This is a genomic window from Micromonospora sp. ZG13, from assembly GCF_059359355.1.
On record NZ_JCADBQ010000020.1, the window covers coordinates 40,735 to 57,915 of the forward strand.

At 75.8% G+C, this 17,181-nt stretch carries 17 protein-coding genes and 1 pseudogene; 10 read left to right on the forward strand and 8 right to left on the reverse strand.

The features are described from left to right. Positions 1–78 precede the first annotated feature (78 nt). Positions 79–264 (forward strand): annotated as a pseudogene (locus AC5L34_RS26870) (SCO5389 family protein); the annotation flags it as partial. Between the two features lie 16 nt (positions 265–280). Here AC5L34_RS26870 and AC5L34_RS26875 read toward each other — a convergent pair. Continuing rightward, positions 281–1,417, reverse strand: a complete 1,137-nt coding sequence (locus AC5L34_RS26875) for a hypothetical protein (RefSeq protein WP_441177900.1) — start codon at positions 1,415–1,417, stop codon at positions 281–283. Continuing rightward, positions 1,309–2,430: a transporter substrate-binding domain-containing protein gene (locus AC5L34_RS26880; RefSeq protein WP_441177899.1), complete on the reverse strand. Its 1,122-nt coding sequence runs from the start codon at positions 2,428–2,430 to the stop codon at positions 1,309–1,311. The genes AC5L34_RS26875 and AC5L34_RS26880 overlap by 109 nt, the downstream gene beginning before the upstream one ends. Positions 2,431–2,631: 201 nt before the next feature. Between AC5L34_RS26880 and AC5L34_RS26885 the strand changes: the two genes are divergently transcribed. From AC5L34_RS26885 to AC5L34_RS26900, 4 genes are read left to right on the forward strand one after another with little or no spacing between them, the layout of a single operon-like run. Next, entirely contained in the window at positions 2,632–3,057 is a 426-nt protein-coding gene (locus AC5L34_RS26885; RefSeq protein ID WP_441177898.1) for a TOBE domain-containing protein, read from the forward strand. Further along, positions 3,054–3,830: a molybdate ABC transporter substrate-binding protein gene (gene modA, locus AC5L34_RS26890; protein WP_494827525.1), complete on the forward strand. Its 777-nt coding sequence runs from the start codon at positions 3,054–3,056 to the stop codon at positions 3,828–3,830. Before AC5L34_RS26885 ends, modA begins: the two co-directional genes overlap by 4 nt. Further along, positions 3,827–4,642 carry an ABC transporter permease gene (locus AC5L34_RS26895; protein ID WP_441177896.1) on the forward strand — a complete coding sequence of 272 codons (816 nt, stop codon included), beginning with the start codon at positions 3,827–3,829 and terminating at the stop codon, positions 4,640–4,642. Before modA ends, AC5L34_RS26895 begins: the two co-directional genes overlap by 4 nt. Further along, positions 4,639–5,703 (forward strand): ABC transporter ATP-binding protein, encoded by a 1,065-nt coding sequence (locus tag AC5L34_RS26900; RefSeq protein WP_494827527.1) that lies wholly within the window; start codon positions 4,639–4,641, stop codon positions 5,701–5,703. Before AC5L34_RS26895 ends, AC5L34_RS26900 begins: the two co-directional genes overlap by 4 nt. A 110-nt stretch (positions 5,704–5,813) precedes the next feature. On the opposite strand, the gene AC5L34_RS26905 is transcribed toward AC5L34_RS26900, so the two are convergent. Beyond that, positions 5,814–6,239, reverse strand: coding sequence for a type II toxin-antitoxin system Phd/YefM family antitoxin (locus AC5L34_RS26905; RefSeq protein ID WP_357879109.1), 426 nt, complete (start codon positions 6,237–6,239; stop codon positions 5,814–5,816). Between the two features lie 166 nt (positions 6,240–6,405). Between AC5L34_RS26905 and AC5L34_RS26910 the strand changes: the two genes are divergently transcribed. Next, the gene (locus tag AC5L34_RS26910; protein ID WP_494827529.1) at positions 6,406–7,191 is read left to right on the forward strand and encodes an RNA ligase family protein; all 786 of its coding nucleotides are present in this window, start codon (positions 6,406–6,408) and stop codon (positions 7,189–7,191) included. 214 nt (positions 7,192–7,405) lie between these two features. Beyond that, positions 7,406–8,944 carry a chitinase gene (locus AC5L34_RS26915; protein WP_494827593.1) on the forward strand — a complete coding sequence of 513 codons (1,539 nt, stop codon included), beginning with the start codon at positions 7,406–7,408 and terminating at the stop codon, positions 8,942–8,944. 84 nt (positions 8,945–9,028) lie between these two features. Here the strand turns inward: AC5L34_RS26915 and AC5L34_RS26920 are convergent, their stop codons facing one another. Next, positions 9,029–9,604: a GNAT family N-acetyltransferase gene (locus AC5L34_RS26920; RefSeq protein ID WP_494827531.1), complete on the reverse strand. Its 576-nt coding sequence runs from the start codon at positions 9,602–9,604 to the stop codon at positions 9,029–9,031. Between the two features lie 81 nt (positions 9,605–9,685). Here AC5L34_RS26920 and AC5L34_RS26925 point away from each other — a divergent pair, with 81 nt between their 5' ends. From AC5L34_RS26925 to AC5L34_RS26935, 3 genes are read left to right on the forward strand one after another with little or no spacing between them, the layout of a single operon-like run. Further along, positions 9,686–10,210, forward strand: a complete 525-nt coding sequence (locus tag AC5L34_RS26925) for a PadR family transcriptional regulator (protein WP_088999887.1) — start codon at positions 9,686–9,688, stop codon at positions 10,208–10,210. Beyond that, on the forward strand, positions 10,207–10,887 hold the full coding sequence (locus tag AC5L34_RS26930) for an ABC transporter ATP-binding protein (protein WP_441177892.1): 681 nt from the start codon (positions 10,207–10,209) through the stop codon (positions 10,885–10,887). The genes AC5L34_RS26925 and AC5L34_RS26930 overlap by 4 nt, the downstream gene beginning before the upstream one ends. After that, complete coding sequence (locus tag AC5L34_RS26935) at positions 10,884–13,157, forward strand: FtsX-like permease family protein (protein ID WP_494827533.1); 2,274 nt, start codon at positions 10,884–10,886, stop codon at positions 13,155–13,157. Before AC5L34_RS26930 ends, AC5L34_RS26935 begins: the two co-directional genes overlap by 4 nt. A 27-nt stretch (positions 13,158–13,184) precedes the next feature. Here the strand turns inward: AC5L34_RS26935 and AC5L34_RS26940 are convergent, their stop codons facing one another. The 4 genes from AC5L34_RS26940 to AC5L34_RS26955 all read right to left on the reverse strand — a co-directional run bounded on the left by AC5L34_RS26940 (position 13,185) and on the right by AC5L34_RS26955 (position 17,171). Then, a complete protein-coding gene (locus AC5L34_RS26940; RefSeq protein ID WP_494827535.1) occupies positions 13,185–14,366 on the reverse strand; it encodes a (Fe-S)-binding protein in 1,182 nt (393 codons plus the stop codon). Further along, positions 14,363–15,748, reverse strand: a complete 1,386-nt coding sequence (locus AC5L34_RS26945) for an FAD-binding oxidoreductase (protein WP_441177889.1) — start codon at positions 15,746–15,748, stop codon at positions 14,363–14,365. The genes AC5L34_RS26940 and AC5L34_RS26945 overlap by 4 nt, the downstream gene beginning before the upstream one ends. A 127-nt stretch (positions 15,749–15,875) precedes the next feature. Next, entirely contained in the window at positions 15,876–16,319 is a 444-nt protein-coding gene (locus AC5L34_RS26950; RefSeq protein ID WP_441177888.1) for a hypothetical protein, read from the reverse strand. Positions 16,320–16,373: 54 nt separating this feature from the next. After that, positions 16,374–17,171 carry a sugar phosphate isomerase/epimerase family protein gene (locus tag AC5L34_RS26955; protein WP_494827594.1) on the reverse strand — a complete coding sequence of 266 codons (798 nt, stop codon included), beginning with the start codon at positions 17,169–17,171 and terminating at the stop codon, positions 16,374–16,376. Positions 17,172–17,181: the final 10 nt, after the last annotated feature.

Below are 17,181 nucleotides of genomic sequence, written 5' to 3' on the forward strand. Positions count from 1 at the left end.
CCGCTCGCACCGACGCCGTCGTCACGGTGGGTCGGCACGGCACGCCGGACGGTCATTGACGCGACGCCTCCCTCGTGGCGTGCTCAATCCAGCGACGCCATCCGGGCCGGCCTGGAGCGGCACTTCCGGGTCGAGCTCGCCTTCCAGAACTGCCACCGGGTCGCCGCGTTCCGCCCGGGGGCCGTCGACTCGGACGCGTACCGGCGGTTCGTCTCCGCCCGGGGACAGTTGCTCAACCAGTCCCCCGAGCTGCGCAACCGCTGACCCCGCCCGCCGGACGTCAGCGGGCGCGCGGCGGCGGCGAGGACGGCAGGGCGGGCCCGGGGGACGGCGGCGCGGACGACCCGGTGGGATCGGCAGCCGGCAGCCGGCCCAGGCAGCGCGGGTCCGGCCGGCCCACCGCCTGCCGGGGGATCATCCAGTCCAGCGCCGTCTCCTCCACGTGCCAGCCGTAGACGTCCACCCGGCTAACCGGGATCCGCCCCGGGTCGGGGCAGAGCAGTTGCCCGCGTACGTGGTCGTTGGGCAGGAAGCGCACCTCGCCCCGCCCGTCGAGCACGATCGTCATCCGGTCGGTCACCGTGACCGCCTCGCCGCGTACCACCTCCCGGACCGGCCCGGCCTCCGGGCCGACCTCCACGGCGACGGCGGGCAGCAGCGGCACCCGCAGGAAGACCACGCCCGTCACCAGTGGCACCACCGCCGCCACCGCGTAGGCGAGGACGCGGGTCAGCGCCGGGGCGACCGGGCGCGGCACCGGGCCGGTGAGCACCACGGCCCCCAGCGGCGGCACGACCAGCAGCAGGGCCGTGGCCAGCTCGCCCTCGCCGACCGCCCTCGGCACGGCGGGCGCCAGCCAGGCGTAGCTCGCGGCCGCCGCCACGACCGGCAGCACCAGGGCGGTGGCGAGGATCCGGCGGGGGCGGTCCGGGTGACGCAGCCGGGTCCGCAGCGCCAGCAGCCAGAGGGCCAGCATCAGCAGCAACGGCAGGAACCGCAGCTGCCAGGTGAGTGCCGCCAGCGCGATCGCCGCCACCAGCACCCAACCGGGCGTACGCACGGTGCCGTAGGCCAGCAGCGAGCGCTCCGGGTCGAACCGGTCAGGCGCGCTGACCTGGAGCAGCCGGCCGAGGACGGCCAACACCAGTACGACGAGCGGGAACGCCCACACCAGCGCGATCAGCAGGGCGCTGAGCAGCCCGAGCGGGCTGACGTACTGCACCAGCAGCAGCATCGTCGGCATGTCCTGCCGGCTGAGCCGCCAGAGCCGCAGCACCAGCAGCAGCACCGGGAACGCGGGCAGCAGCGTCAGCAGCCACTGCTGCGCCTGTTGCGCCTGCTTGGTGCCCGGGCGGCGCTCGGCACCCCCGATCGCGGCCGACCCGGAGACGGCAGGGCCCATCTCTCCCACGGCCACTGCCGCACCTCCACCGTCTCCTCGGGCTCCGGCTGCCGGCCGACCGCCACCTGCTGCGGGTTGCTGTACTGCTGCTCCGAGGCCAGGTACCGGTCGAACGCCGCCTTCCACCGGTCGCCGTCGGGGCCCTTCGCCGACTGTTGGAGGGACAGGTTGACCAGGTCGCGCATCTCGGGGACGGGGCCGGTGTTCACGCCCCACTTCTCCGCCGACTCCGCGCCGATGTCCCAGTGCCGCAGCTCCTTGGGCCGCAGCAGCTTCGTCGCCGGCGGCAGCTCGCCCGGCGGGCGCGGGCCCACGAAGCCGGCCAGGATGGCGGCGTCGGTGGTCACCGCGTCGACCTCGCCGTCGTAGAGCGCCTGGATGCACTGGCTGATCCGGTTGCGGCCGATCGGGTTCGCGCCCGCCTCGCGCAGGCGCTGTTCGGAGGTGGAGGTGCCCAGCGTGCAGACCTTCGCCCGTTCGAGGTCGCGCAGGCTGGCGACCTGTCGGGGATCCGACGCGAGCGTCAGCACCGACTGCTCGGTCTCCAGGTAGGGGAAGGAGAAGGTCACACCCTGGTCGCGGCGCTGCTCGGTGATGCTGTAGGAGGCGACCACCAGGTCGACCGTGACGAAGCTACCGTCGGCGTCGCGCGCCTGCCGGCGGGCCCGGTCCTCGCTCTCGATCGACAGCAGCGTCACCTCCGGGGCGTCGAAGCCCAGGTCCTCGGCGATCATGTAAGCGATGTCGATGTCGAAGCCCTCGAACGCGCCGTTCTCCAGCTTCTGCGCCACGCCCGGCTGGTCGTCCTTGACCCCGATGATCAGCCGGTCCCGGTTGGTCAGCCCGGCCCGCTCGCGCAGCTCGTCCCAGGTGGGCGGCCCGGTGGCCACGATGACCCGTACCGTCGCCGCCACGACCACCACGAGCAGGAACAGCAGGGCCGCCAGGCGCAGCTGCCGGGACCGGGAGGCGCGGGCGGGCGCCGCCGGGGGCGGTGGGGTGCTGCTGGTCTCGTCGTCCCGATCCAACTCGGCCCTCCCCGTCGCCGTCCCCCGGTGCGAGCCCTTCATTGTGGTCTATCCCGTCCCGTGGGGACAGCATGCGCACGGGCGGTCGTGTCGCCGGGCCGGTTGCTACGCGTCTGCCAGGGCCGCTGGCAGATGATGGCAGCAGCCACGAGGCGGAACCGCCGTCGCACCTCGTATCTGCCGCCCCGGTAGGGTGGCCCGGTGACGTCGTTCCGCATCGGGGAGGCCGCCGAGCTGCTCGGGGTCAGCGCCGACACCGTACGCCGCTGGGTCGACGCGGGGCGGCTCGCCGCCGGGCGCGACGCGCAGGGCCACCGGGTGATCGACGGGGTCGACCTCGCCGCGTTCGCGCGCGGCCAGGCCACCGACCCGGACGACCGGTCGGACGCCTCCTCGGCCCGCAACCGGCTGCGCGGCATCGTGGTCAACGTCGTCAAGGACACCGTGATGGCGCAGGTCGACATCCAGGCCGGGCCGTTCCGGATCGTGTCGCTGATGAGCCGGGAGGCGGTCGACGAACTGGATCTGCGGGTCGGATCGCTGGCCGTCGCCGTGATCAAGTCGACCACCGTGGTGGTCGAACGACTCTCACCGCCCGGCGGCTCCCGGGGGAGGCACGCGTCGTGAGGGCGAAGCGGGTGGCGGCGGTGGCGCTGGTCCTCGCCGGCGTGGCCGGGTGCGGCGGCGGGAACGCCTCCGGCGGCGGATCGGCGGGTGGCCCGCGCGCCGGCGGCACGGTGACCGTGTTCGCCGCGGCCTCGCTGACGGAGTCGTTCACCCGGCTCGGCCGGGACTTCGAGGCGTCCGGCGGCGCCACCGTCGCGTTCAACTTCGCCGGCAGCGCGGCGCTGGCCGCGCAGCTCAACCAGGGCGCGCCGGCCGACGTGTTCGCCTCGGCGGCGCCGCGCAACATGGCCACGGTCACCGGGGCGGGCAACGCCGACGGCGACCCGGCGGTCTTCGCCCGCAACCAGCTCGTCGTCGCCGTGCCGAGAGGCAATCCCCGGGGCGTCGCCGGGCTGGCCGACCTGGCTCGGCCGGGCGTGAAGGTCGCGCTCTGCGCGGAGCAGGTGCCCTGCGGCGCGGCGGCGCGCACGGCGCTCGACGCCGCCTCCGTCGCCGTCACCCCGGTCACCCTGGAGCAGGACGTACGGGGCGCGTTGGCCAAGCTGCGGCTCGGCGAGGTCGACGCGGCGCTCGTCTACCGTACGGACGCGCTGGCCGCCGCGGCCGAGGTGACGGCCGTCGAGTTTCCCGAGTCCGCCCGCGCCGTCAACGACTACCCGATCGTCGTGCTGCGCGACGCGCCGAACCCCGACGGCGCGCGGGCCTTCGTCGCGTACGTCCGTTCGGAGCGGGGTCGCGCGGTGCTCGCCGAGGCGGGGTTCCAGGCGCCGTGACGCGTACCCACGGCGGGCGGGTCCGGCGGCGGGGTGCCGGGGTGCCCGTCGCGCTGCTGCTGCCGGCCGCGCTGGGCCTGGTCTTCCTCGTCCTGCCGCTGGTCGGGCTGCTGGCCCGTACGCCGTGGGCCGAGCTGCCGCAGCGGCTCGCCGCGCCGGGCGTGCTGACCGCGCTGCGGCTGTCCCTGCTGACCGCCACCCTGGCCACGCTGCTCTGCCTGCTGCTCGGGGTGCCGTTGGCCTGGCTGCTGGCCCGCGTGGAGTTCCCCGGCCGACGCCTGGTACGCGCCCTCGTCACCGTGCCGCTGGTGCTCCCGCCCGTCGTCGGCGGGGTGGCGCTGCTGCTCGTCTTCGGGCGGCGGGGCCTGCTCGGCGGCTGGCTGGACGCGACCTTCGGGATCAGCCTGCCGTTCACCACCGCAGGCGTGGTGCTGGCGGAGGCGTTCGTGGCGATGCCGTTCCTCGTGATCGCCGTGGAGGGCGCGCTGCGCGCCACCGACGGCCGGTACGAGGAGGCGGCGGCCACCCTCGGCGCCGGCCGCTGGACGACGTTCACGCACGTCACCCTGCCCCTGGTGGCTCCCGGCCTGGCGGCCGGCGCGGTGCTGTGCTGGGCCCGGGCGCTGGGCGAGTTCGGCGCCACCATCACCTTCGCCGGCAACTATCCGGGGCGTACGCAGACCATGCCGCTGGCCGTCTACCTGGCGTTGGAGACGGACGTACAGGCCGCCGTGGTGCTCAGCCTCGTCCTGCTCACCGTCTCGGTGGTCATCCTCGCCGGGCTGCGCGACCGCTGGATCACCAGCCCGTGAGCACGCCGCTGCTGGACGCGCACCTCGTGGTGCAGCGGGACGCCTTCCGCCTCGACGTGCCGCTGCGCGTCGCCGCCGGCGAGGTGGTCGCGCTGCTCGGCCCCAACGGGGCGGGCAAGACCACCGCGCTGCGGGCGCTCGCCGGCCTGCTCCCGCTGACCGCCGGGCACCTCACCCTCGGCGGCGTCGACCTGGACCGGCCGCGGGGGCGCGTCTGGACGCCGACCGAGCGCCGCCCGATCGGCGTGGTCTTCCAGGACTACCTGCTCTTCCCGCACCTCAGCGCGCTGGAGAACGTGGCCTTCGGGCCCCGGCGCCACGGTGCGGACCGGCGCGCCGCCCGCCGGACGGCCCACGACTGGCTGGCGCGGGTCGGCCTGGCCGGGCAGGCCGACCGCCGGCCCCGGCAGCTCTCCGGCGGGCAGGCGCAGCGGGTCGCGCTGGCCCGCGCCCTCGCCGTCGAGCCGGCGTTGCTGCTGCTGGACGAGCCGCTCGCCGCGCTCGACGCGCGTACCCGACTGGACACCCGCGCGGAGCTGCACCGGCACCTCGCCGCGCACCCGGGGGCCACGTTACTGGTCACCCACGATCCGCTGGACGCGCTGGTGCTGGCCGACCGGCTCGTCGTCGTCGAGGAGGGGCGGGTGGTGCAGGAGGGGGACGCCGCGAGCGTCACGGCGCGGCCGCGCACCGACTACGTTGCCCGGCTCGTCGGGCTGAACCTGCACCGGGGCCACGCCGACGGGCACCGGGTCCGGGTCGCCGACGGGTTGGTCCTCACCGTCGCCGACCGGCTCGACGGGGAGGCCTTCGTCGCCTTCCGGCCCTCGGCGGTGGCCCTGCACCCCACCCGCCCCGAAGGCAGCCCGCGCAACACCTGGGCGGCGACGGTGGCGGGCGTGCAGCGGCACGGCGACAACCTGCGGGTGCGCCTCGACGGGCCGATCGGGGTGGCCGCGGACGTCACGCCGGCCGCCGCCGCCCAGCTCCGTCTCGCGCCCGGGCAGCCGGTCTGGGCCGCCGTGAAGGCGGCGGAGACCCACGCCTATCCCGCCGGCTGACACCGCCGCCCCGTGCTGTCGGCACCGCCGCACGGCCCGGGGTGGAACGCGGAACACCGGACGGCACGGCCGCTCGGACGGCGCGGCCGCTCGGACGGCGCGGGCCCCGGTCAGGCGGCGGGGTCGGCGGCCAGGAGGTCGGCGTGCGCGGCGCGGAGCCGGGCGAGGCCGGGGTCGCTGCCCGGCGTGACGCGGCGGTCGAGCTCCGCCCACACCTCGGCGAGGGCGGCGGTGACCGCGCGCAGCTCGGCGGAGTGGCGGCGGCTGCTGCGCCGGTGCGCCTCGTCGAGGCGCCGGGCCCAGCCGGCCGTGACGGCGGCGAGGCGGTCCGCGTCGGCGCGGGCCTGGGCGGCGCTGCGGGCGGCCGCCGCGGGGACGATCGCGGCGACGGGTCGGGGGTCGCCGTCGCGGGTGACGACGGTGACGGTGTCGGTCAGCTCGGCCAGCGCGACGAGTTGGGTGAGCCGGGTGCGCGCCTCGCGCAGCGGCACCGAGCGCGGCTGGTCGGTGTGCGGGGTGAGAGCGGGGACAGCCATGGATGGATGGTCGCCCCCGGGTACGACATTTCCGCACGCCGACGGTCCAGGGTGGACAACGGACTCGAATTAATCGCGCGGGCCGGGGCCCTCGCGGCGGATACGCTGCCCGCCCGACGCCGCGCCGCGAACCGGCGCGGCGAACCCGCCACGTGAAGGAGATGCCGTGTCCCGCCTCGACGTCCGGACGGTCGACCTGCGGACGATCAACTCGCTGACCAAGTACCCGTCGATTCCCACGTACCACGCCCTGGACCCCCGTGACGGCGGGCTGCTGGCGGAGTGCGTGGCGTTCACCGGGTCGGTCACGCTCACCGAGAAGGTCGACGGGACGAACGTCCGGATCGTCGTGCTGCCCGGCGGCGCGTACCTCATCGGCAGCCGCGAGGAGCTGCTGTACGCGCGGGGCGACCTGATCGGCAACCCCGCGCTCGGCATCGTCGACGCCCTGCGCGACGTGGCCGAGCGGCTGAGCGTCGCGGCGGCGGACGACCGGATCACGGTCTTCTACCTGGAGGTGTACGGCGGCAAGGTCACCGCCGCCTCCCGGCAGTACACCGCCGAGCGCCAGGTCGGGCACCGGCTCTTCGACGTGGCCGTGCTGGACGACCCCGCCCCGATGCTCGACTGGCCGACGCAGCGGATCTCGGCCTGGCGCGACGGCGGCGGTCAGCGGTTCCTCGGCGAGGCGGACCTCGTCGGGCGGGCCGACGCGCTGGGCCTGCCGACCGTGCCCCGGCTGGCCGCCGTCCCCGCCGAGGACCTGCCCCGCGACATCGACGGGACGCACGCGTTCCTGACCGGGCACCTGCCCCGGACCCTGGTGGCCCTGGACGGCCCGGCCGGCCGGTCCGAAGGGCTGGTGCTCCGCGCGGCGGACCGCTCGGTCATCGCCAAGGCGCGGTTCCAGGACTACGAGCGCGCCCTGCGGCGCCGCGAGGGCCGGCGCTGACCCGGCTCGGCGGACGCGCCCCGGGGGTGCGTCCGCCGAGCGGGCCGACGAGCGGGTGGACCGCCGCGTCGGCCGCCGGACCGGAGTCGCAAAGGCGAGCGCCGTCCCGCAATCCGATCTGGACAACTACAGTTAACAATCCTAATAATTGTGCATCCGTCGATCCGACGGCCCTCGTAACCGGGAGGTCCGGATGCGTCGCCCTGCCCGACACCTGCTGCTGGCCGCCGTCGCGGCCCTCGCCACCGTCACGGCCACCACGCTGACCCTGGCCGCGCCGGCCCGCGCCGCCGGCCCGACCGCCACCTTCGTCAAGACCGCCGACTGGGGCACCGGATGGGAGGGCCGCTACACCGTCACCAACGGCGGCCCGAGCACCATCACCGGCTGGCAGGTCGCCTTCACCCTGCCGACGGGCACCACGCTCGGCTCCTACTGGGACGCCACCGTGAGCAGCTCCGGCCAGCGGCACACCTTCACCAACCGCTCGTGGAACGGCACCGTGGCCCCCGGCGCCTCGGTGTCGTTCGGCTTCCTGGCCACCGGAGCCGGCACCCCGACCGACTGCACGCTCAACGGCGCGCCGTGCTCCGGCGGGACGCCCACCAGCCCGCCGACCACCGCGCCGCCGACCAGCGCCCCACCCACCACGGCACCGCCGACGACCGCACCGCCCACGACGCCGCCGCCGACCACCCCGCCGCCCACCACTCCCCCGCCCGGCGGGCTGCCCCGGCACGCGCTGATCGGTTACCTGCACGCCAGCTTCGCCAACGGCTCGGGCTACCTGCGGATGGCCGACGTGCCCGCCGACTGGGACATCGTCAACCTCGCCTTCGGCGAGCCCACCACGGTCACCTCCGGCGACATCCGCTTCCAGCTCTGCCCGCCCAGCGAGTGCCCGGGCGTCGAGACCGAGGCCGAGTTCGTCGCGGCGATCCGCGCCAAGCAGGCGCAGGGCAAGAAGGTGCTGCTCTCCATCGGCGGGCAGAACGGCCAAGTCCAGCTCACCACGACCGCCGCCCGGGACACCTTCGTCCGGTCGGTGTCGGCCATCATCGACCGGTACGGCCTCAACGGGCTCGACATCGACTTCGAGGGGCACTCGCTCTACCTCGACGCCGGCGACACCGACTTCCGCAACCCGACCACGCCGGTGATCGTCAACCTGATCTCCGCGATCCGCACCCTCAAGCAGCGGTACGGGGCGGGCTTCGTGCTCACCATGGCGCCGGAGACGTTCTTCGTCCAGCTCGGCTACCAGTTCTACGGCTCGGGCCCGTGGGGCGGGCAGGACCCGCGCGCGGGGTCGTACCTGCCCGTGATCCACGCGCTGCGCAACGACCTCACCGTGCTGCACGTGCAGGACTACAACTCCGGGCCGATCATGGGGCTCGACAACCAGTACCACACCATGGGCAGCGCCGACTTCCACGTCGCCATGACCGACATGCTGCTCGCCGGCTTCCCCGTCGCCGGCAACCCGGACCGTTTCTTCCCGGCACTGCGCGAGGACCAGGTGGCCTTCGGCGCGCCCTCCTCCCCCAGCGCCGGCAACGGCTACCTCGCCCCCGCCGGGGTGCAGGCCGCGGTGACCTGCCTGGTGAAGGGGCAGGGCTGCGGCCCGTACGTCCCGCGCAGCGGCACCAACCCGGCCTTCCGGGGCCTGATGACCTGGTCGATCAACTGGGACCGGTTCTACGCCTGGGAGTTCCGCCTCAGCCACGGCCCGTTCCTGCGGTCGCTGTCCTGATCGGACGCCGCCTCGCCGGGCACCCGGTCCGGCCGCACGAGCGCGTACGCGCTGCTCGTGGCGGCGCCGGACCGGGTGCCCCGCTCACCCGGCGCGGTCTTCGCCGGCGTCCGACCGGACGCCGCGCCACTCGGGGGCCAGCACCGACCACACCTCGATGTCGATGCGCCCGGCCGGCCCCGGGTAGACCTCGCGCAGCGTCCCGTCGAGGCGCATGCCCAGCCGCCGCGCGGTGGCGATGCTGCGGGCGTTGTCCGCCTTGGTGCGCCACTCGACCCGGTGGATGCCGCGCTCGCGTACCGCCCAGTCGACGATCCGGCCGGCCGCCCGGGCGACCAGCCCGTGGCCCTGTCCGGCGGGCTCCAGCCAGCACCCGGCCTCGCAGACGCCCGACGCGGTGTCGAACGCGACGAACATGACCCCGCCGACCAGCTCGCCCCGATGCCAGATGCCCCAGATGCCGCCGGCGTCGCGCGCCCACCGGTCCGCGTAGCTCTGGAGCACGGCCCGGGCGGAGTCGAGGTCGCCGACGACGAACGAGGGCGACACCCAGGGCGCGATGTGCGCGCGGGCCCGGTCGAGGTGGGCGAGGAACTCCCCGGCCCGCCAGGGCTCCAGGGGACGCAGCTCGGCGTCGTCGGTCAGGGGCAGGGCGAACACGGTGACCTCCCGTTGTAAAGGCGTGAGCAGGCAATGTACCGGTATACGCGCGAGGTATACGCGGTGTGTATAGTCCTCGCCATGTCGATCGGACAGACCTTCCTCGGCCTCCTGGAGGCCACCCCCCGCCATGGCTACGACATCAAACGCCTCTACGACGAGCGCTTCGGTCACGCCCGCCCGCTCGCGTACGGGCAGGTCTACGCCACCCTCTCCCGGCTGCTGCGCGGCGGCCTGGTCGAGGTGGACGCCGTCGAGCCGGGCGAGGGCCCGGAGCGCAAGCGGTACGCGATCACCGAGGCCGGCGTCACGGACGTGGCGCAGTGGCTGGCCCGGGCCGAGAAACCCGAGCCGTATCTGCAGAGCACCCTCTACACCAAGGTGGTGCTGGCCCTGCTGACCGGCCGCCCGGCCGCCGACGTGCTCGACGTGCAGCGCTCCGAGCACCTGCGGATGATGCGCGAGCTGACCCGCCGCAAGCGCGACGGCGACCTCGCCGAGCAACTGGTCTGCGACCACGCCCTGTTCCACCTCGAGGCGGACCTGCGTTGGCTGGAGCTGACCGCCGCCCGCCTCGACGAGCTGGCCGCGACGGTGCGGTCGTGAGCGCCCCGCTGCTGCTCGCCGAGGACCTGCACCGCTCGTTCGGGCCGACCCGGGCGCTCGCCGGCGCCAGCCTGCGCGTGCACCCCGGCGAGGTGCTGGCCCTCATGGGCTCGTCGGGCTCCGGCAAGTCCACCCTGCTGCACTGCCTCGCCGGCATCACCCGCCCCGACTCCGGCCGCGTGAGCTACGCCGGGCGCGACCTCGGCGCCCTCAGCGACGCCGACCGCAGCGCGTTGCGCCGGGAGGAGTTCGGCTTCGTCTTCCAGTTCGGTCAGCTCGTGCCGGAGCTGACCTGCCTGGAGAACGTCGCGCTGCCGCTGCGGCTGGCCCGGGTCGGCCGCCGCGAGGCGGAGCGGCGGGCCGCAGAGTGGCTGGAGCGCCTGGAGGTCGCCGAGGTGGCCGGCAAGCGGCCCGGCGAGGTCTCCGGCGGGCAGGGGCAGCGGGTGGCGGTCGCCCGGGCGCTGGTCACCCGGCCACGGGTCGTCTTCGCCGACGAGCCGACGGGGGCGCTCGACTCGCTCAACGGCGAGCGGGTCATGCGGCTGCTCACCGCCGCCGCCCGCGACACCGGGGCGGCCGTGGTGCTGGTGACCCATGAGGCGCGGGTCGCCGCGTACTCCGATCGGGAGGTCGTGGTCCGCGACGGGCGCACCCGGGACCTGGAGGTAGCGGCGTGACCCGGCTGCGCGACCGCGCGGCCGACCTGGTCATGGGCGCCCGGATGGCCTTCACCGGCGGCCGGGACGGCTGGCTGCGGGCGGTGCTCACCGCCGTCGGCGTCGGCGTGGGGGTGGCGATGCTGCTGCTCGCCGCCGCGGTGCCCGGCGCGCTGGACGCCCGGCAGGCACGCGGCGACGCCCGCGACGACCTGCGGATGGGCGAACGGATCCCGGCCGCCGCGAACACCCTGCTGATCCGCCAGACCGACACCGAGTTCCGGGGGCAGCCGGTGCGCGGCCGGGTCCTGCGGCCCGAGGGACCGGCCGCACCGGTCCCGCCGGGGGTGACGGCGCTGCCCCGCGCCGGCGAGGTGCTGGTCTCCCCCGCCCTGCGCGACCTGCTCGACTCCGCCGACGGCGCGCTGTTCGCCCCCCGCCTCGGCGGGGCCACGGTCACCGGCGTCATCGCCGACGAGGGGCTGGCGGGTCCGCGCGAGCTGGCCTACTACCTGGGTAGCGGCACCCTCACGGCCGACGATGCGATCCGGCTGGACGCCTTCGGCGGCGGACTGCCCGGCGAGGCCTTCGACCCGGTGCTGATGGTGCTGGTGGTCGTCATCTTCGTGGTCCTGCTGCTGCCCATCGCGGTCTTCCTCGCCGCCGCCGTGCGCTTCGGCGGCGAGCGGCGCGACCGGCGACTGGCCGCGCTGCGGCTCGTCGGCGCCGACGCCGCGATGGTCCGCCGGATCGCCGCCGGGGAGGCCGTCGCCGGCGCGCTGCTCGGGGTCGCGGCCGGCGGCCTGCTCTTCGCGCTCGGCCGGCAGGTGGTGCCGCTGGTCACCCTCATGGACCTGAGCGTGTACGCCGCCGACGTGCGCCCGCCGCTGCCGCTGGTCGCCGCCGTCGTGGTGGCGGTGCCGGCGCTCGCCGTCGTCGTGACGCTGGTGTCGATGCGCGCCGTGCTGATCGAGCCGCTCGGGGTGACCCGGCGCGCCACGCCGGTGCGCCGCCGGCTGGTGTGGCGGCTGCTGCTGCCGGTCGCCGGGATCGGGCTGCTGCTGGCCGGCGCCGCCGGCATCGCGCCGCTGGGCAGTGAGCGGCAGACGGCGGCCGGCGCCGTGCTGCTGCTGGTCGGCGTGGTCACCCTGCTGCCCTGGCTCACCGACCTGCTGGTACGCCGGCTGCGCGGCGGCCCCGTCGCGTGGCAGCTCGCGGTGCGTCGCCTCCAGCTCGACAGCGCCGCCTCGGCGCGGCTGGTCAACGGCATCGCCGTCGCCGTGGCGGGCACCATCGGGTTGCAGATGCTCTTCGCCGGCGTCGCCGGCCGATTCACCTTCGACACCGGGCAGGACACCTCCCGGGCCCAGGTGCAGGTGCAGTTCCCCGGGCGGCCGGACGCGCCGGTGGCCCTCGACCGGCTGGCCGACGTGCCCGGGGTGACCGCCAGCACCGCCACTCTCACCACCTCGATCACGGCCGACGACGCGTACGGCACGCTGCGCGTCGGCGACTGCGCGGCGCTGGCCGAGTTCGCCCGGCTCGACCGGTGCGCCGACGGCGACGTGTTCCTGGTGCGCGATCCCGAGGGTCAGCCGGCCGGCGTCGGGCCGGGCGCCACGGTGGCGGTCGCGGAGACCGAGGGAGTGACCTGGCGAATTCCCCGCACCGCGCGGGAGGCGCCGGTGCGCACCGATCCGTCCGGCTACCGGCAGGGCGGGGTGCTGGTCACCCCCGGCGCTGTCGACGCCACCCGGCTCGGTCCGCTGCGCGCGGAGACGTACCTGCGCCTCGCCGCCGACCAGCCGGACGCGGTGGAGCACGTCCGCAACGCCGCCCTCGGGGCCGACCCGTACGCCTCGGTGCTCACGCTGACCGAGAACCGGCAGGCCAACCAGTTCGTCAACGTCCAGCGCGGCCTGTACATCGGCGCGGTGGTCACCCTGCTGCTGATCGCGGCCAGCATGCTCGTCGGCGTGCTGGAGCAGCTGCGCGAGCGCCGCCGGCTGCTGGCGATGCTGGTGGCGGTCGGCACCCGCCGCTCCACGCTGAGCTGGTCGGTGCTCTGGCAGAGTGCCGTGCCGGTGGTGATCGGGCTCGCCCTGGCGGTCGCGTTCGGTCTCGGCCTCGGCGCGGTGCTGCTGCGGATGGTGCAGATGCCGGTCACCGTCGCCTGGCCGGCGCTGGGCATCTCCACCGGCCTCGGGGCGGCGGTGGTGCTGCTGGTCACCGGGCTCAGTCTGCCGGCGCTGTGGCGGCTGACCCGTCCGGACGGCATGCGCACCGAGTGAGGCGGTGCGCCCGGCCGGCGTGACCGCTCAGGCGGGTGGCGTCGGCGACTGGACGCGGGCGAGCAGCTCGGCGAGGTGCACGGCCCGTACGGCGGACCGACGTCGGCGCAGCCCGGTGCGCAACTGCCGCAGGCAGCCGGGGTTGACCGTCACCACGAGGTCAACCCCGGCGGCCTCGATCTCGTCGAGCTTCGCGTCCAGGATCCGCCGCGACTCCTTCGGCCGCAGCAGCGAGTACGTGCCGGCCGCCCCGCAGCAGGTGGCCGCCGAGGGCAGCTCCACGTAGTCGGCGACCTGGCGCAGCAGCGCCCGGGGTTCGGCGAAGACGCCGAGGCCGTTGCGCAGGTGGCAGGAGTCCTGGAGGGCCACCCGGGCGCGCCGGCCGTCGACGCGCAGTTCGGTGCCGGTGGGCCGGCCGGCGAGCCAGGTGGACAGCTCGCGTACCCGGTCGGCGCCGAGCACGGAGGCGAGGTGCGCGGCGCAGCCGCCGGAGGTGGTGACGATCGTGCCGGGCAGGTCCTCGCCGAGGCGCTCGGCCAGCCGCTCGCCGCCGGCCAGGTCGCCGTTGTGCGCGTGCAGCGCGCCGCAGCAGCCCTGCGCGGTGGGGACGGCCAGCTCGGGGGCGAGCGCGTGCGCGGCCCGGCTCACCGCCGGGTAGAGCCCCCGCTCCACGCAGCCCAGCATGAGCTGCGCCTCCCGGCCGCCCGGGGTGGCGGCACCGGGGACGGCAGTCGGCGCGGTCGGGGCTGGCGCGGGCGACGGGGTCGGGGTCGACGCGGGCGGGGCCGGCGCGGTCGACGCGGTTTGGGTCGGGGCGGCGGCCCGGCCGCGGGCGGCGCGGCGGAGGAGGCCCGAGAGCCGCAGCAGCCAGCGCTGCTCGACGAGCAGCATCAGCGCCCGGGCCACCGGCGGCCGCCGCCAGCCCCGCCACTGGTGCACCCGCCACTGCTCCAGCAGGCTGCCGTACTCGACACCCGCCGGGCAGACCGGCTCGCAGGCCCGGCAGCCCAGGCAGAACGAGGACTGCTCGGCCAGGGTGGCGTCGTCCGGGGGCAGGGAGCCGTCCTGCAGCGCGCGCATCAGGGTGATCCGGCCGCGCGGCGAGGACGCCTCGTCGCCGGTCATCGCGTACGTGGGGCAGGCCGGCAGGCAGAACCCGCAGGAGATGCAGCGCGACAGCTGCTCCGGGTCGAACACGTCGCCCGTCATGATCCCAGCTTTCCGGGGTTGAGGATGCCCGCCGGGTCGAAGGCCGTCTTGATCCGCCGCAGCAGGGCGAGCTGATCGTCGCCGAGGCGGGCGGCGAGGAACGGAAGCTTCGCCGCCCCCACCCCGTGCTCGCCGGTGATGGTGCCGCCGAGGTCGATGGCGGCGGCGAAGACGTCGGCGAAGGCCGCCTCGGCCCGGCGTACCGCCTCATGGTCCTCCGCCGAGTCGAGCACGCAGGTGGGGTGCAGGTTGCCGTCGCCGGCGTGGCCGAAGGTGGCGATGGCGACGCCGTGCCGGGCGGCGATGGCGTCGATGCGGTCGACCATCTCGGCGATCCGCGGCCGGGGCACGGTCGCGTCTTCCAGGATCGTCACCCCGCCCCGGCGCGACAGCGCCGGCAGCGCGCAGCGGCGGGCGGCCAGCAGCGCCTCGGCCTGGGCGACCTCGCGGGCCGTGGTGACCTCCACGGCGCCGGCCTCGACGCAGGCCGCGCCGATCCGGTCGAGGTGGGCGGCGACCAGGTCGGGCGGGCCGTCGTCGCCGAAGAGCAGCAGCGCGCCGGCGTCGGCGCGCAGCCCCAGGTGGGCGAAGTCCTCCACGGCCGCGATGCAGGCCCGGTCGAGGAACTCCAGCGTCGCCGGTACCACGCCGGCGCGGATCACCCGGGCGACGGCCTCCCCCGCGTCTGCCAGCGTCGGGAAGTACGCGACCCCGGTGTTCGCCGAGGCCGGGGCGGGCAGCAGCGCCACGGTGGCCTCGGTGATCACGGCGAGGGTGCCCTCGGAGCCGGTGAGCAGCCGGGTCAGGTCGTAGCCGGCGACGTCCTTCCACAGCCGCCCGCCGGTGCGGATCACCTCGCCGGTGGGCAGCACCGCCTCCAGGCCCAGCACGTAGTTGCGGGTCACGCCGTACTTCAGGCCGCGCAGGCCGCCCGCGCAGGTGGCGATGGTGCCGCCGACGGTGGCGACGGTGCGGCTGCCCGGGTCGGGCGCCCAGAGCAGCCCCCGCGCGGCGGCGGCGTCGGCCAGGGCGGCGCTGGTCACGCCCGGTTGCGTCCGGGCGAGCAGCTCGTCGGCGCTGACCTCCAGGATGGCGGTGAGCCGGGTCAGCACCAGCACGATCCCGCCGCGCAGCGGCACGGTGGCGGCGCACAGGTTGGAGCCGGCGCCGCGCGGCACCACGGGCACCCGGTGCCGGGTCGCGAGCGCCAGCACGGCGGAGACCTCGGCGGTGTCGGCCGGGAAGACCACCGCGTCCGGCCGGTGGGAGAACAGCGGCGTCGCGTCCCGCGCGTACGCCACGAGGTCACCGGCCGCGTCGTGCACGTGCGAGGGGCCGACGATGCCGCGCAGCTCGGCGAGGACGGTCGCGGACAGCGCCATGCCCACCCTTCCCGGCGCAACGGTCGCGCCTGTAGGTTTTTGCCGGCCCTCGACCGGCTGTCTGGCGACAGTTTTCACCGATCATAGAGAGCCGGACGGGTGGCGTGAAGACGGCGGCCCCGGGTCGTCAGCCCGGCGGCAGGTGTTCGCGCAGCGCGGCGAACTCGGCCACCGTGAGGAAGGACGGGTTGGCGCCCTGCGGCTGCCGCAGCACCTCCGCCCCGGCCAGCCGGGCGTCGGCCCGCAGCAGCTCCCGGGGCACCCGGTGCGCGGCGTCGAGGACCGTCAGGTCCAGCGGCACCGACCAAGGCTCGCCCGGCTCGCCCGGCACCGCGGCGGCGGCCACCAGCCCCACGCCCCAGACGCCGTACGCGAGCCGGCCGCGGCTACCGCTGGCCCAGAGCACCACCGGCTGACCGGCGCGCATCAGCCGGGTGCGGTAGCCGGGGCGTACGCACCAGCTCGTCACCCGCGGCTCGCGGGCGAGGCGGTCGGCCAGGTCGCTGCTGTCCGCGTTGCCCTTGACGAGCCACGCGCCGAGGTCGTCGAGGTGTACCCGTCGGTCGGTCACCTCCTCATCCTCGCCCGGATCCCGGCCGGCCGCCCGACCGGCCGGGACCCGTCGTCAGGCGACGTGGCGCAGGTATCCCGCGACCGAGGCGTCCAGCACCTCCCGCCCCGGCCGTTCCCACACCTCGGCCGAGAAGACCTCCACCTCGACCGGCCCGGAGTAGCCGGCCGCGTCGACGGCCTCCCGCAGCCGGCGCAGCTCGATGCAGCCGTCACCGGGCAGGGCCCGGCCGAGCAGCACCCCCTCGGGCAGCGGCGTCACCCAGTCGCACACCTGGAACGCGGCGATCCGCGCCCCGGCCCGGGCGATCTGCGCGTACACGGTGTCGTCCCACCACACGTGGTAGGCGTCGACGACGACCCCGACCACGCCCGGGTCGAACCGTTCGGCGATGTCGAGCGCCTGGCCGAGGGTGGACACCACGCAGCGGTCGGCGCAGAACATCGGGTGCAGCGGCTCGATCGCCAGCGTCACCCCCGCCGCGGCGGCGTGCGGCGCCAGCTCGGCGATCGCGTCGGCCACCCGGCGGCGGGCGCCGTCGACGTCCCGGCTGCCCGCCGGCAGACCGCCGGAGACCAGCACGAGAACCGAGGTGCCGAGGGTGGCGGCCTCCTCGATGGCCCGCAGGTTCTCCTCCCGCCAGCCGTCGGCGGTGAAGAAGCCGCCCCGGCACAGGGACGTGACCTCGAGGCCGGCGTCGCGGACCAGCTTCGCGGCGCGCGCCAGCCCGTACGCGGCGACCGGCTCCCGCCACAGCCCGATGCCCGGCACGCCGGCGGCCACGCAGCCGGCGACCACCTCGGGCAGCGGCCAGTGCTGCGACGTGGCCTGGTTGAACGAGAACCGTTCCAGCCCACTCACT

What these genes read in the sequence shown, in the direction of transcription:
- AC5L34_RS26905 (WP_357879109.1), bottom strand. Translation starts at nt 6,239, where the DNA reads ATGGCTGTCCCCGCTCTCACCCCGCACACCGACCAGCCGCGCTCGGTG.
- AC5L34_RS26925 (WP_088999887.1), top strand. Translation starts at nt 9,686, where the DNA reads ATGTCGATCGGACAGACCTTCCTCGGCCTCCTGGAGGCCACCCCCCGC.
- AC5L34_RS26940 (WP_494827535.1), bottom strand. Translation starts at nt 14,366, where the DNA reads ATGACGGGCGACGTGTTCGACCCGGAGCAGCTGTCGCGCTGCATCTCC.
- AC5L34_RS26945 (WP_441177889.1), bottom strand. Translation starts at nt 15,748, where the DNA reads ATGGCGCTGTCCGCGACCGTCCTCGCCGAGCTGCGCGGCATCGTCGGC.